Raw genomic sequence first — 13,398 nt, 5'->3', positions numbered from 1 at the left:
CGGAGGCGCTGACCGGCGGTTCCGTGAAAGCGCAGGTCAGAGCGTATACAGGCCGCGGTCGAGGTCGCCGCGTAGTGCGGCGTGCCCTGCCCTGCGGATCTCCGTGGTCCCGGCCGGCGGTGCCCTCTCGTAGTGACGGGGCAGGCAGGTCGGCGCCGTGGGCGAGGACCGGTCGCACGGCGCCCGGACCGGCCTCAACCACCGGCGTTCGCGGCTCACAGCAGCAGGCTCGCGGCAAGCTCACGAGGTCGGGCGGCGAACGGGCTGTGGCTGCCCGGGAGGGTCCGCACAGTGAACGGGGTGCCGGGCACGGCCCGGTCGGCTTCGGCGATCATCAGATCCTGCACGGCCGTCGGCAACGCCCGGTCGTCCGCGCAGCGCAGGAAGGTCCGCGGTATGCGCCCCCACCGACCGGGGGTCACGATGACCGGGCTGTTGGGGAGCGCCAGGGGCAGATCGGGGCTCAGTGCCGAGCGCCAGCGGTCGAACCGGCCCAGGGGGGTGTCGTGGTAGTGGGTCTGCCGCAGTTCCTCGACGTAGGCGGGATCCTGCGAGAGCGGGTTGATCCGCACGGCACCCAGTTCGGCGGGGTCGCCCAGGTTCAGGCTCCGGCCCCGCGCCGTCGCGTTCTCGGGTGAGCCGAGGTAGTCGATGAACCGGGGCCGTCCGGCGGGCACGAAGGCCGAAAGGTAGACGATCTCGTCGACGAGTTCGGGTGCATGCTCGGCAGCCAGCGACGCGGGGCCGCCGCCCGCGCTGTGGGCGACGAGCACGACGCGACGGTGGCGACGGGCCTGACGCAGCGTGTCCAGCACGGCCTCGGCGCAGTCGTCCATCGTCAGGGTCGCGAGCGCGGATTTCTCGGTGAGCAGCCCCGGCTGGCCCGGCCGGAGGTATCCGGTGGGCAGTGGTGCGTCGAAGCCGTGCCCCGGCAGGTCGACGGCCATGCTGGCGGCACCGAGTGCGGCGAGCGCGCGCTGTGTCGCCGCCCACTGCCCGGAGCCGTGCCAGGCTCCGTGCACGAAGACGAAGACGGTGTCCTTGGAGGAAGAAGCGGTCATGACCGCATTCCACGCGATCCTGTCCCGACCATCGAGCAGAAGATCTGACAAGGTGGCTGGCGATACCCGTGAGATATGGACGAGAGGCTGAGATGGAGGCGCGGCACCTGCGATACGCACTGGCCCTTGCCGAGCACGCACACTTCGGCCGGGCGGCCGGTGCGCTGGGGATCGCGCAGCCTCCGCTGTCCAAGCAGATCGCCGACCTCGAACGGGAAGTGGGCGCCCGCCTGTTCGACCGCAGCCGCCAGGGTGTCTTCCCGACTGCCGCCGGCGAGGCCTTCCTCGCCCGGGCCCGCAAGGCGATCGAGGAGATCACGGCGGCCTCGGTCGACGCGGCCAGGGCGGCACGCGGCGAGACGGGCAGGCTGCGCCTGGGATTCATCGCTTCGGCGCTGCTCGAACCCCTGCCGGACGTCCTGGGCCGGTTCGGCCGTGAACGGCCCGAGGTGCGACTGGAACTGCACGAGATGCCGACCCACCGCAGCACGGCGGCGCTCGTCGCCGGCGAACTCGATGTGGCGATCGGCCGCGGCCATCCGCGGGGCGTCGGGGCCGAGCACTTGGTATCGGTCCCGATCGGACATGACCACCTGGTCGCGGTCGTGAGCACCACGCACCCGTACGCGGGGCAGTCGTCGGTGGACGTGGACCAGCTGCGACGGCAGGCCCTGATCGTGGCGCCCGGCGCGGACGAGCCGGCCATCGCCACCGGGCTGCGCTCCCTGCTGGGTGAGGACTCTCCCGCGCTCTCCAACGCGACCGTCGCGAGGGACATCCACACCATCATCGGCCTCGCCGCCTGCGGGGTGGGCGTCGGTCTGGGACCCTCCCGCATGCTGGCCGCCCCGCGACGGGGCACGTGGTTCTGCGAGGTGAACCCGTCCACACCGCTGCCCGATCTGGTCCTGTCCTTCCAAGCTCGGGACCGCTCCCCGGCACTGAACGCCTTCCTCGAGGTCATCCACACGAACTGTCCCGACGTCGGTGCCGCACTGGACCGCCGGCTCGGCCACTCGGACCAGAAGAAGGACTGAGGGCGTGCCGCTGTCACGGGTTTGAGCCGGAAGCCTCGTCAAACCGTCAACGCCGTGCCTGCCGGGGCGCGTCCCCCGCGCGAGTCCGTGGACACGGCGGCGAGAACCCGGCTACGGCGATCGCCCCGCTGTCGACTCCGAGTGGCGGGTTTGGGTTGGCCGGGCCGGGTTAGTCGAGTCTTAGGCGGGGAGCCGGTCCGGGCGGTAGCGCCCCCCTCTGCCGAACCGGACCGGCCTTCGCCGTCGTTCAGACCCGGCCGCCGAGACATCCCTCTCCGGCGGCCGGGGGACCGAGTTCTTCTCCCGGGTCGACGCCCCGGGACGCCGCGCTCCCGCAGACAGCGCCTTCGGTCAGCGGTACGCCGCCGGCGAGGTGTCCTGCCTGTTGCTCGGGGGCGGGGGAGGGGCATCGACATCGGTCTGCCGGTCACCGGCGGCACGACCGGGGCCGGTACTGCGACCGGACGGTTTGTGCCCGCGGGTGGGCCGGGCTGTCCGGCTACCGGGCGACGCGGGGGGCGGTGCGCTTGGCGGACGGGGCCTTCTTCGCGGTGGCGGCCTTGCGCGCGGGCGCGGTCCGGGCCGGCGCGGTCGTGCGGGTCGTGGTCTTCTTGGCAGGCGCCTTCTTCGCCGTGGCGGTCTTCCTGCCGACCGTCGTGGCTGCGGTGGCGCCGGCCCTCTTGGCGGTCGTCCTCTTGGCCGCGGCTGCGGGAGCGGCGGACGTGCCGCGCATCAGGGAGCCCTTGGGGGCCTTCATGGTGGCCGGGCCCTCCTTGGGCAGCTTCTTGGTGCCGGACACCAGGTCCTTGAAGCCCTGGCCGGGGCGGAACCGCGGCACGGTGGTCTTCTTGACCCGGACCCGCTCGCCGGTCTGGGGGTTGCGGGCGTAGCGGGCGGGACGGTGGACCGGCTCGAGTGTGCCGAAGCCGGTGACCTGGACCGTGTCGCCGGCCACGACCGCGCGCACCATCGCGTCCAGCACCGCGTCGACCGCGTCCTCGGCGGCAGCGCGGCTGCCCAGGGAACCCGCTACGGCCTCGACCAGTTGACCCTTGTTCATGAACAGCTCCTTTCATCGGATACGTGTGAGATGCCCCAACTCGTCCTCACGGTAGGCGCACTATCCGGAACTCGCCCGCCCACGCGGGCCGTCCGGGCAACCGGCGGGCCGTCCCACGGTTCCGCCGCCCACGGGCCGCGCCGGGAGCAGGGCGGTGGACAGGGCTGGACTGGGCTGGACAGGGCTGGGTGCACTGCGCCGATGCGCAATCGGGCAGCTGGCGGATGGCGTGGAGGACGGCTTCGCGCTCGGTGCGGGCCTGGTCGAGGTGGCCTTGGTCCTGGAGGACGCCGGCGTGGTCCAGGCCGCCTGTCAGCGGGGGCCCGGTGCGGTGGCGAAGGGTCCGTCCAGGGCGGCCCACTGCAGGAGCAGGATGGTCTTGCCGTCGGTGATGCGTCCGTCGCGGACCATGGCGAGGGCGTCGGTGAACGGCAGTTCGATCACCTCGATGTCCTCGCCGTCCTCTTCGAGCCCGCCGCCGGTCCCGGTTCGGTCGGCCGGGGTGTAGGGGGCGGCGTAGAAGTGCAGGCGCTCGGTGACGGAGCCGGGGCTCATGTAGGCGTCGAGGACGTGGGTGAGCGGGCCGAGGGTGACGCCGAGTTCCTCGGCGCTCTCGCGCCGGATGGCGGCAACCGGGTCGTCGCCGTCGAGCAGTCCGGCGGCGGCCTCGATGAGCATGCCGTCCGGGTGGTCGTTGACGTAGGCCGGGTAGCGGAACTGACGGGTGAGCAGCACCCGGCCGTGTTCGGCGTCGTAGGGCAGGACGACCGCGCCGTTTCCGCGGTCGTAGGTCTCGCGCTGCTGGGTGGTCCAGCGGCCGTCGCTGCGCCGGTAGTCGAAGGTGGTGCGGCGCAGGACGTGCCAGCCCTGTGAGGTGAGTTCCACGTCGCGGACCACGACGTCGGGATTGCGGTCGAGGTCCCGGCCGGCACGGTCGAGTCCGGTGCGGCCGCGGTGGTCGGGGGTGTCGATGCCGGCCACCGGAACGTGGCCGGTGGTGGGGACGGGCATGGGCTTGTCGGTCATGGCGCGCTACGATACACGCATAAACGTGCAAGAACAGGAGAAAGTGCGGATGCTGGCTGCCGAGAGACGCGAGTGCATGGTGGGCCTGCACGGCCACGCCGAGGAGGCCGCGACCAAGCGCGCGCCAGCCGCACGGGCCGCGGACACCTGCATCCTGGGCTCCTCCGAGAAGATCGGCACCGCCTCCGGGTTCCGCGTCCTGCCCTGGGCGGACGTCAGCGGGCTGATCACCGATGCCGACCCCCGCCACCCGGTCATCGAACAGCTCACGGCACACGGCGTGGAGATCCTGGCAGCCGGCTGACGGCCCGCCACGGGCGCGGGCGCAGCCCGAACCTGATGGCCCTGCGGCCCGGCCCGGCCCGGTTCCCCGGTGGCTTCCCGCGGCGGTCAGGTCCCGCCGTGTCGCGTCCCCTGGTCCGACCGCGGCGACCCTCCGGCCTCACCGGACGGGGTCCGCCACGAGTCGGCCCGGGCGCCCGGAGGACCCTCGGGCGGGACGGGCGGTTTGCGTCGGTCGACCCGGCGGGATCCCCACACGAACGCGCCGATCAGCAGCACGCCCACCGCCACGGCGGCGATGAGGAGGGCGAGAAGCGGCGGGCCGTCGGGCTGCGCCGCGAGCGGCAGGACAGTGGTCAAGGTTTCCTCCATGCCTGTCGGACGTGCACGTGGTCTACCAGCGGTACCAGCGGCCGCGGCTGCCGGAGGCGCCGGTGCCGCGGGCCACGAATCCGAGCAGCCACACCACCAGGACCACGACCGCCACCCACCACAGGGCCTGCAGCGCGAAGCCGGCACCGAACAGGAGCAGTGCGAGCAGCAGAACCAGGAGAAGGGGAACCATGTCGACAACCTCCATGCTCGGGCGAACGAACCGGACGCGGACTCGGCTGCCCCGCATGGGGCTCGCCATGCATGCTCACCGCGGAGGGGGGAGCGGGGGAGCGGCGGAACGGGTTCCCCGACGGTGATGGTGGCGGACGCAGCCGCTGCTTTCCGTGCGTGGGGAGCAGACCCGTGGCGGCGTCCGTCGTGCGCGGCGGCTGCCGCGCGGACGGTCCCGCCTCGACGGGGCAGGGGAGCCGACCCGGCCTACCGGCCGTCAGTTGCCCGCCGTCAGCGGGTCACGCCGTGGCGAGGAGCCAGGTGCGCCCGAGCCCGAGCGCGGCCGCCGCCCGGGCGCCGGATGAGCGCGGGGGCGCGCGGGCACGCGGGCGCGGAGCCCCCGGTGCCCCGGCATTCCGCCCCGGGGCATCCCTCGGCCCGTCGTGGGAATGCGAGAATTATGGATCTTTTGAGGGAGGCTGATGTGGCGCGCGGGCGGATGGTACTGGGAGAAGTGCTGGCGGCGGCCGAGGCGGCTGCGCCGGTGGACTCGCTGGATGTGGTGGCGCAGGACCTGCGCGAGCGGTTGGGCGCACGGTACGTGTCGTTCCTGCTCCTCGATCTGGTCGGGCAGAGTGTCGTGCGGGTGTCACAGGACGCCACCACCGTGTACGGGCACGGCGCCGATCGGATCCGGCTGGCCGGCAGCCTCTACGAGCAGGTCCTGCGCACCCAGAAGCTGGTCCGTGCCCCGTACGACGCCGACGGGTACGGCCACCGGGTGATCGCCCCCGTCACCAACCGTGGCGACGCCATCGGCTTCCTGGAACTCTCGCTGCCCGATACCTACGAGGTGAGCGACGGCACGCTGGAGCAGGTGGAGCAGGCGGCCCACGCCCTCGCCTACATCGTCGTCGCCGACCGCCGCTTCACCGACCTGTACCACTGGGCCCAGCGCACCGCCCCCGTCAGCCTGGCCGCGGAGATCCAACGCCAGCTCCTGCCCACCGCACCCTGCTGCGAGGCAGCCCAGTTCACTCTGGCCTGCGCCCTGGTACCCGCCGAAAGCGTCGCCGGCGACACCTACGACTACGCCCTGGACCGCGAGACCCTTCACCTGTCCCTGACCGACGCCATGGGCCACGACCTCAACGCCGCGCTCATCGCCACCCTCCTGGTCAACGCCTCGCGAGGAGCCCGCCGAAGCGCGGTCCCCCTGGCCGAGCAGGCCCAGAGCGCCCACCACTCCCTCCTCGACAACAAGCCCGGCGTCCTGGCCACCGGCCAGCTCCTGCGGATCGACCTGGACAGTAGCCGGGCCCAGCTGGTCAACGCCGGCCATCCGCGCCCGCTGAGGCTGCGCGACGGCATCGTCGAGGAGGTGGTCCTGCACACCGACCTGCCGTTCGGTGTCGTCGAGCAGTCGCGGTACCACGTCCAGGAGATCGACCTGCGCCCGGGCGACCGGCTGCTGCTCTACACCGACGGGATGCAGGACCGCCGCGCGAGCGGCGTCGACCTGCCCAAGGTCCTGGCCGTCACCGCCGACGAGCATCCGCGCGAGGTGGTGCGTGCTCTGGTCGCAGCCGTCACCGAGGCGTGCGACGGCAAGCTCCAGGACGACGCCACCGTGGTGTGCCTGGACTGGCACGGCCCCACCACCGAAGGACGCCGAGCCCACGCCGGAGCCTCCCCGGCCCGCCTGATCCGTCCGGGGCTGTAGCTTCCTTCCGGAACGTCGGGGCGCTGCGGCACGCGAGGCGGCCCCGCACAGTCGTCCTGTGCGGGGCCGCCTCGGCTGGGGGACGAGCACGGTCAGTAGGGCCGGGTCCCGTGGTAGTAGCCGTCGACCTGCTGGCGGTAGTCGGCGTCGTCGGTGTGCTTCTCCTTGTCGAACTCCGGGGAGTTCTTGATCTCTTCCTTGGTGCGGTTGACCTGGATGGTCTCGTTGTCGCTGTCGACCGAGATCACGGTGCCGGCGGGGAGCAGCACGTGCTTGCCGAAGATCCACGGGCCGGTGTCCACCACGATGTAGCGCGCGTCCACGTCGTCGGAGTGCTTGTCGACCTTTCCGATGTGGCCGTCGGCGGCCTCGACCCGGTAGCCGGTCAGGTCCGTGCCGGCCAGGTAGCCGGAGTTCTCCTGGTACTCCCACATGATGCTCTCCATGGAATCGCCTTTCGTCGAACCGGACTCGGGTCTCGCTTGACCCGCCTCGGCGGTCGCATGCGCGCGAAGCCGGACCTTTTTATGACGATTCGGGCGATCGATCCCGAGCACGCCGCCGGGATCCCGCCCCGAGCACGGGATCAGGCCGGCGCGATCATCCGGTAGACCGGGTCCGGTCGGGGTGTGTCCTGCCCGGGAAGCGAGGCCAGGCCGTGGAGAATCCCAGCGATCTCGGCAGCGGTGGCCTCGCGGCTCCAGGGAAAGCGGCCGGCTGCGATGCGCTCGCTCCACTGCCGCGGGCTGCGTCCCTGGCCGACCCCGACGAACCTCTGCTCGGCGACCGGTCGGAGTCCGTGCCCGGCCGCCAGGCGGGTCACCCGGTCGAACTGATCCGCGGCCCTCGGGGCCTGCGTCAACTTAGCGGAGACCAGGCCGGACGGGTGACGAACAGTCATACCGCGACGGGAACCACGGAGCGCATCTGACGGTGCGTCGGATTCCGGCCCGTGGGGCCGGGCGGATGGGCTACCTTCGTAGCGCACCGCGAGCACGCGGTCGCACAAGGCTCCGTCAGCCAGGAGGAAGCGTCGTGGGCAAGCACGAGAAGCCGAACCCTTCGCCCGGGGACGGGACTCCTCCGCCCGGCAACTCCGACGGCCAGATCCCCAACCCGGGCCCGGGCACCGGCGACCACCGCAAGGACGAGAAGAAGTAGCCGCCCCGGTGGACCTGACCGTGCGCCGGCAGCAGCTGCTCGCCGCGATGGACGCGCGGGGCGACTGGCCCGGCGGCGCCCCGTGGGTGCGCGAGGCGATCACGGCGCTTCCCCGCGACCTGTTCGCCCCCGACACGCTGTGGCACTGGGACGGCCACCGGTGGACGCCGCTCCAACGCGGCCGCGACGAGGACGCCTGGGCCGGCGAACTGTACGGCAGCCAGGACCGGGCCGCCGTCACCCAACTCCTCGACGGCCTGCCCTCCTCCAGCATCTCCAGCCAGGGCGTCGTGGCCAGCATGCTGGGGGCGCTGCGGCTGGAGCCGGGGCACCGGGTCGGCGAAGCGGGCACCGGCAGCGGCTTGAACACCGCGCTGCTCGCCCGCCGCGCGGGACCGGACACGGTCGTGAGCGTCGAGGTCGACCAGCACCTCGCCGAGCACGCTCGCCACCGCCTGGCCCGCCACCACGCGGGCGCCGCCGTTCTCACCGCGGACGCCGACCCCTGGCCGGGCGGCGAAGCCGGCCTCGACCGGTTCATCGCCACCTATGCGGTCGACCGAGTGCCCTGGTCGTGGATCACCGCCCTGCGCCCCGCAGGCCGGCTCGTCTTCCCCTGGGGGCACCTGGGCCACGCCGCCCTCACCGTCGCCGACGACCACCGCTCGGCCACCGGACCGCTGATCGGCCTGGCCCAGTTCATGCCCGCCCGCGCCCGCCTGACCACCCGCCGCACCTACGACGAGCTGCGCCGCACCGTCCCCGAGGAGTCCGAAACCGAACACCGCCTCGACCTCGCGCCCCTGCGCACCCACCCGGCGCTGCTGCTCCACCTGCGGGTGGTGCTGCCCGAGGTGACGGTGACCACCGGCGTCGACGAGGACGGCACTTCCGCCTGGGCGCACGACGGCCGGGCCTCGTGGGCGGCGCTGTCGGCCTTCGGCGGCGGCCAGGTCGCGTTCGTCCAGGGCGGGCCGCGCCGGCTCGCCGACGAGATCCATGACGCAGTCCAGGCCTGGTACGGCCTGGGGGAGCCAGGAGTCGGCGACTACGGGATCACCGTGCTGGCGGACGAGCAGTACGCCTGGTGCCGCGACCCGCTCACCGGACCGCGCTGGCCCCAGCCCTGACCGCCGCCCCCGTCGGCGGGGCAGCAGGCGCTGGTGCAGGCCCTGGTCGCGGCTGCGGCCCGGCCGCCTGGCGGAGCGGCGGCGAGGAGACCTTGGGCGGGCGCCGGTGCGACTTCCCGGCCTGCCTGCTCGGCCAGTGCCGGACGGTGACGGTCGGTCAGCGGGGTGACTGCCTCCCGCCCGCTACCGAGGGCGGGCAGTACCGGGATAGCCGCTACCGCTGAGTGGATCATGGTCTGCAGCCGTAGCGCGGGCGGCGATAACAGCCTCCGTGCGGACACGCTCGTCCAACGGTCCGCCGGCGGGAGCGAAGGCGTTGAGGGCCTGGCGGAGGTCATGCTCGAAGGGCGCCAGCCCGGGGCCGAGTGCGGCCGGGCTGCTGAAGCTGTAGGAGAGCTGTAGACCGACGATTTCGTCCACGCTGCGGCTGACGGTTCGGTCCCAGTGGACCTCCTCGATCCGGCAGAACGGCGAGCGGAGCAGGACCTCCTGGTGACGCACGTCCGGATACCCGGCCGACCCGGAGCCCCGCGGACGTTCCAGGTCCAGATGGCGACGGCGGACCTCCTCGACCACGGGCAGCCAGGGCGGCGGTTCGAGGTCGTCGTGCTGGGCGCCGCAGGTCGCCAGCACCACCGCACCCCCGGGCTCGACCAAGGTGTCCAGGTCGCGCAGCAGCCGCTCCCGGTCGGTCCAGTGGAACGAGGCGCCCATCAGCGTGAGCAGCACCGGTCCCACGTCCATCGCGAGCAGCGTGTCGGAGCTTCCGAGCCGCCAGTCGATGCCGCTCACCCCAGCCTGGGCGGCGAGTCGGCGGCCTTCGGCGAGCATGGCAGGCTCCGGATCGACGGCGATCACCTCCCGCAGGAGGGAAGCCAGCGGCAGCGTGAGCGCCCCGCTGCCCGCCCCCAGGTCCAGCACGCGCTGGGAGCCGTCCAGGGAAAATCGCCGTCCGAGCAGGGCGAACAGGCGGGGGTCGTACGCGGGCCGGAACCTCGCGTAGTACGGCACTGTCGAGGCGAACAACCCACCGGGCAGAGGCTTCACAGCTCCATTGAAGACCACCCACCAGCCCGGGCGGATCCGGCCACCCTGGGCAATCTCAGCGTCAATACTCCAGGTAGTAGCCGGTTCCGACGCCGGGATGGAGGAATTCGATGCCGCCGCCGTGAACACACCGGCCACCACAAGATCATCTCACCGCTTCGGGACCCTCGTGCGTCAGTGCGGCCCGGCACCGCTCCACCTGCTCGGCCACCTGCTCCATGAACCAGCGCATGATCTCGTACGGGATGACGTGCTCGTCATGGCTGCGGATGTGGACGGTCGGTTCCAGATCCGGGTCCTCGTCGGGAATCATCGCCACGAGGAAGGCGGCTCCGGGGAGGTGGGTCGCGGCGTTGGGGATCTCGGTCCACTCGGCCGGCGCCGGGACGGCCTCGCTCAGCTCCACGCACCAGGCATCGTCGGGCAAGGCGTAGTGGAACTGGACAGCGTAGTGACGGTCTGCATGTTCTCGCAGCTCTGGCATGCCCGCAGGCTGCCACAGCCGCCAGGCTGGAGTCGCGCGGATATCGGGCGGGGCCGATGGGTCGCCGCCAGGCCCGTTCCTCAGCAACTCGACCAGCGCTGACGGGACGACCCATAGGGTGTGGCTGTGACCAAGGGAAAGGAACGGTGGTCCAAGCCGGATCCGGATAGCGGCGTTGAGGATGTGACGCTGCTCATTCTGGAGTGGCTCGGCAAGCAGGGCGTCGGGGCTTCTATCAGGGTGGACGCGGAGCGTATGCGCGAGGGTCGGCCGGCGTGGACTTTCTCCGCCAGCGGTGGACCGTTGTCCGTCGGGATGAGAGCTGACGGGGCCTCGATCGCAGAGTGCATGGGCAGGGCACTGCTTCGACTGCGAGAGGCTGGGTTGGTCGTTCCTTTCTGAGCTTGTTCCCACCTCAGTGCTAGTCGCCTGGCTGTCCGCCGAGCCGTTGCAGTTCGCGACGTAGCGAGGTTCTCTCCGTGGGCGACTTCCAGGGCCTGATCGGCCGGTCGCCGACGTCCTCCCGGGCCGACGGCGCAGCGGAACCGCTCGCCGGGGACGCCCCGGCCGTGCACGTGGTCGCTCCGCAGGGTGGTCCGCACGAGGAGGCGGGCAACCGGCACCGGATCCAATCCATCCCCGTGCTCGCCTTCGAACACCTTCGTCCCGCAGCGGCGGTCGCCAGGGGCCACCGGCCCGATGGCGGAGGTGCCCCAGAAGCAAGGAAGGCGGTGGACCCGATGGCAGGGGAGAAGGTGGAGGTCGTCGTGGTGGGAGCCGGTCTGGCCGGCCTGGCCTGCGCGCTCGACCTGACGGCGGCCGGGCGGGACGTCCTGCTGGTGGAGGCCGCCGACGAGCCGGGCGGCCGGATGCGCACCGACGTGGTGCGGGGCTTCCGGCTCGACCGCGGCTTCCAGGTGTTCAACACCGCCTACCCGCAGGTCAGACGGCGCCTGGACCTGAAGCCGCTGCGGCTGCGGCCGCTCACCTCCGGGTTCCTGCTCGCGGGCGTCGACGGTGCGCGCCGCGTGGTGGACCCGACCCGGCACCCGGGCGGGATCGCCGACCTGCGGCCGGGCCGGACGCTGTCCCTGCGCGACACGGTGGCGCTGGGGCTGCTCGCCGCCTGCGACACGGTCCTGCCCGCCGCGGTCCTGAAGCGGGCTCCCGAGACGAGCACCGTCCGGGCGCTGCGCCGCGCGGGCGTGTCGCAGCGCGCCGTCGACGAGGTGCTCGCCCCGTTCCTCGCCGGGGTGTTCCTGGAGGACCGGCTGGAAACGTCCAGCCGGCTGTTCCATCTGGTGCTGCGCAGCATGGTGCGCGGAACCCTCTGCCTCCCGTGGGACGGGATCGGCGCGGTGCCACGGCAGCTGGCGGACCGGCTGCCGGCCGAGCGGCTGCGGTTCGGGCTGCGGGTGGAGCGGTTGACGGCGCGCGGGGTGGCCCTGGCGGACGGTACCGAGTTGCGGTCCAGGGCCGTCGTGGTGGCGACCGGGGCCGCGCAGGCCGCCCGGCTGCTGCCGGGTCTCGGGGTTCCGGCGGCGCGGGCGGTGAGCACGTTCTATCACGCGGCGCCCGTCAGCCCGTTGCGCGAGCCGACGCTGGTCGTCGACGCCGGCCGGCAGGTGCTGAACACGGTGGTGCTCTCGGAGGTGGTGCCCTCGTGCTCACCGGACGGCCGTGCGCTCGTGTCGACATCGGTCCTGGGGATCGGGGCTGACGAGGAACGCGTCCGGCGCCGGGCGGGCGAGCTGTACGGCACGGACGCGGCGCAGTGGGAGCCGCTGGCCGACTACCGCATCGCGGAGGCGCTTCCGGCCGGCCCCGCCCCGCTGCCGCTCAGCCGCGGCACCCGGTTCTCGCCCGGCCGGTACGTGTGCGGGGACCACCGGGCCACCGCCTCGGTACAGGGGGCGTTGGCATCGGGGGCTCGCGCGGCCCGGGAGGTGGCCCGGGACCTGGCCGGTCCGTGCCGGTGATCGACCCCCGCCGAGGCACCGGGTCCGTACCTCGACGCTGCGCGAACGGTGCGACTGGTCGGCCGGCCCTGCGCCCGGCGACCACTGGGTCAGCGGCACCGTGCAGCGCACTGGGAGGCAGGGTCGGTGGTCACCGCCGGACCAGGACTGCTGGTGCACGTACTCGCAGGCGTGGACATCGGGGAAGTACGTCCACGGGCTGACGGTGACCGCGCCGGAGAAGGCGAAGCGGGGGTGTGGGGTGGGGGGTGTGGTCATGACGGTGCGGGCCCGCCAGCAGAGGCGGGCCCGCACCGTTGTCCCTTCAAGGCGAGGGGGGATCAGTCCTTGAAGGTGTCCTTGAGGTGTTCACCGGCCTGCTTGAGGTCGCCCTTGACCTTGTCGGCCTTGCCTTCGGCCTCCAGGCGCTCGTTGCCGGTCGCCTTGCCGACGCCTTCCTTCACGGCGCCCTTGATCTTGTCGCCGGTGTTGGCGGCCTTGTCGTCCAGCCCCATGGTCATCGCCTCCTGCGTCGAGTGCTCCGGTGTCCTGCACACCCCGCCTGCCCGGATCGGTCCGGGGCATGCCCGTGAATTCGGTGCGCATGGTCCGGGATGTCGGGGGCAGTCGTGGCGCCGAGACCCTGATCGTCGTGGAGGTTGCCGTGGTTCCCCTTCTGCTGGTGCTGCTGCTGGTCGTCATCCTGTTCGGCGCGGGCTTCGCCCTGAAGGCCCTGTGGTGGGTGGCCGTCGTGCTGCTCGTGTTCTGGCTGCTCGGGTTCTTCGCCCGCGGCGCGCACCCCTCGGGGGGCCGACGCCGCTGGTACCGCTGGTAGCAGCCGCGACACGACGAGCGGGCCCTGGACCACCAAGGCCTGCTCCGA

At 72.5% G+C, this 13,398-nt stretch carries 14 protein-coding genes and 1 pseudogene; 7 read left to right on the top strand and 8 right to left on the bottom strand.

Features of this window, described 5'->3' with window-relative positions; genetic code table 11:
• Positions 1-215: 215 nt before the first annotated feature.
• Complete coding sequence (locus tag ACFYNO_RS23650; protein ID WP_388015927.1) at positions 216-1,061, bottom strand: alpha/beta hydrolase; 846 nt, start codon at positions 1,059-1,061, stop codon at positions 216-218.
• Positions 1,062-1,153: 92 nt separating this feature from the next.
• Here ACFYNO_RS23650 and ACFYNO_RS23645 point away from each other — a divergent pair, with 92 nt between their 5' ends.
• Positions 1,154-2,098, top strand: a complete 945-nt coding sequence (locus ACFYNO_RS23645; RefSeq protein ID WP_388015747.1) for a LysR family transcriptional regulator — start codon at positions 1,154-1,156, stop codon at positions 2,096-2,098.
• 499 nt (positions 2,099-2,597) lie between these two features.
• Here ACFYNO_RS23645 and ACFYNO_RS23640 read toward each other — a convergent pair whose 3' ends face one another.
• Complete coding sequence (locus ACFYNO_RS23640; RefSeq protein ID WP_388015744.1) at positions 2,598-3,158, bottom strand: HU family DNA-binding protein; 561 nt, start codon at positions 3,156-3,158, stop codon at positions 2,598-2,600.
• Between the two features lie 312 nt (positions 3,159-3,470).
• On the bottom strand, positions 3,471-4,184 hold the full coding sequence (locus ACFYNO_RS23635; RefSeq protein ID WP_388015741.1) for an NUDIX domain-containing protein: 714 nt from the start codon (positions 4,182-4,184) through the stop codon (positions 3,471-3,473).
• A gap of 91 nt (positions 4,185-4,275) precedes the next feature.
• Between ACFYNO_RS23635 and ACFYNO_RS23630 the strand changes: the two are divergent.
• Positions 4,276-4,488 (top strand): annotated as a pseudogene (locus ACFYNO_RS23630) (DeoR family transcriptional regulator); the annotation flags it as partial.
• A gap of 372 nt (positions 4,489-4,860) precedes the next feature.
• Here ACFYNO_RS23630 and ACFYNO_RS23625 read toward each other — a convergent pair.
• Entirely contained in the window at positions 4,861-5,031 is a 171-nt protein-coding gene (locus ACFYNO_RS23625) for a hydrophobic protein (RefSeq protein WP_388015738.1), read from the bottom strand.
• A 480-nt stretch (positions 5,032-5,511) separates the two neighbouring features.
• Between ACFYNO_RS23625 and ACFYNO_RS23620 the strand changes: the two genes are divergently transcribed.
• On the top strand, positions 5,512-6,735 hold the full coding sequence (locus ACFYNO_RS23620) for a PP2C family protein-serine/threonine phosphatase (RefSeq protein WP_388015735.1): 1,224 nt from the start codon (positions 5,512-5,514) through the stop codon (positions 6,733-6,735).
• Between the two features lie 92 nt (positions 6,736-6,827).
• On the opposite strand, the gene ACFYNO_RS23615 is transcribed toward ACFYNO_RS23620, so the two are convergent.
• A complete protein-coding gene (locus tag ACFYNO_RS23615) occupies positions 6,828-7,181 on the bottom strand; it encodes a PRC-barrel domain-containing protein (protein ID WP_388015732.1) in 354 nt (117 codons plus the stop codon).
• A gap of 589 nt (positions 7,182-7,770) precedes the next feature.
• On the opposite strand from ACFYNO_RS23615, the gene ACFYNO_RS23610 reads away from it, so the two are divergent.
• Both ACFYNO_RS23610 and ACFYNO_RS23605 read left to right on the top strand, forming a co-directional pair.
• On the top strand, positions 7,771-7,896 hold the full coding sequence (locus tag ACFYNO_RS23610; protein WP_388015729.1) for a hypothetical protein: 126 nt from the start codon (positions 7,771-7,773) through the stop codon (positions 7,894-7,896).
• A gap of 8 nt (positions 7,897-7,904) precedes the next feature.
• The gene (locus ACFYNO_RS23605; RefSeq protein WP_388015726.1) at positions 7,905-9,026 is read left to right on the top strand and encodes a methyltransferase domain-containing protein; all 1,122 of its coding nucleotides are present in this window, start codon (positions 7,905-7,907) and stop codon (positions 9,024-9,026) included.
• 183 nt (positions 9,027-9,209) lie between these two features.
• On the opposite strand, the gene ACFYNO_RS23600 is transcribed toward ACFYNO_RS23605, so the two are convergent.
• Positions 9,210-10,211, bottom strand: a complete 1,002-nt coding sequence (locus ACFYNO_RS23600) for a class I SAM-dependent methyltransferase (RefSeq protein ID WP_388015723.1) — start codon at positions 10,209-10,211, stop codon at positions 9,210-9,212.
• Between the two features lie 7 nt (positions 10,212-10,218).
• Positions 10,219-10,557 (bottom strand): hypothetical protein, encoded by a 339-nt coding sequence (locus ACFYNO_RS23595; protein WP_388015720.1) that lies wholly within the window; start codon positions 10,555-10,557, stop codon positions 10,219-10,221.
• Between the two features lie 740 nt (positions 10,558-11,297).
• Here ACFYNO_RS23595 and ACFYNO_RS23590 point away from each other — a divergent pair.
• Positions 11,298-12,536 carry an NAD(P)/FAD-dependent oxidoreductase gene (locus ACFYNO_RS23590; protein ID WP_388015717.1) on the top strand — a complete coding sequence of 413 codons (1,239 nt, stop codon included), beginning with the start codon at positions 11,298-11,300 and terminating at the stop codon, positions 12,534-12,536.
• A 320-nt stretch (positions 12,537-12,856) separates the two neighbouring features.
• Here the strand turns inward: ACFYNO_RS23590 and ACFYNO_RS23585 are convergent, their stop codons facing one another.
• The gene (locus tag ACFYNO_RS23585; protein WP_388015714.1) at positions 12,857-13,030 is read right to left on the bottom strand and encodes a CsbD family protein; all 174 of its coding nucleotides are present in this window, start codon (positions 13,028-13,030) and stop codon (positions 12,857-12,859) included.
• Between the two features lie 149 nt (positions 13,031-13,179).
• On the opposite strand from ACFYNO_RS23585, the gene ACFYNO_RS23580 reads away from it, so the two are divergent.
• A complete protein-coding gene (locus ACFYNO_RS23580) occupies positions 13,180-13,350 on the top strand; it encodes a DUF5670 family protein (protein ID WP_388015711.1) in 171 nt (56 codons plus the stop codon).
• Positions 13,351-13,398: the final 48 nt, after the last annotated feature.

The sequence above is a fragment of the Kitasatospora sp. NPDC006697 genome, assembly GCF_042869935.1.
GTDB lineage: Bacteria > Actinomycetota > Actinomycetes > Streptomycetales > Streptomycetaceae > Kitasatospora.
The sequence above is the reverse complement of the archived record's forward strand: the minus strand, read 5'-3'. Positions and strand labels throughout refer to the sequence as shown.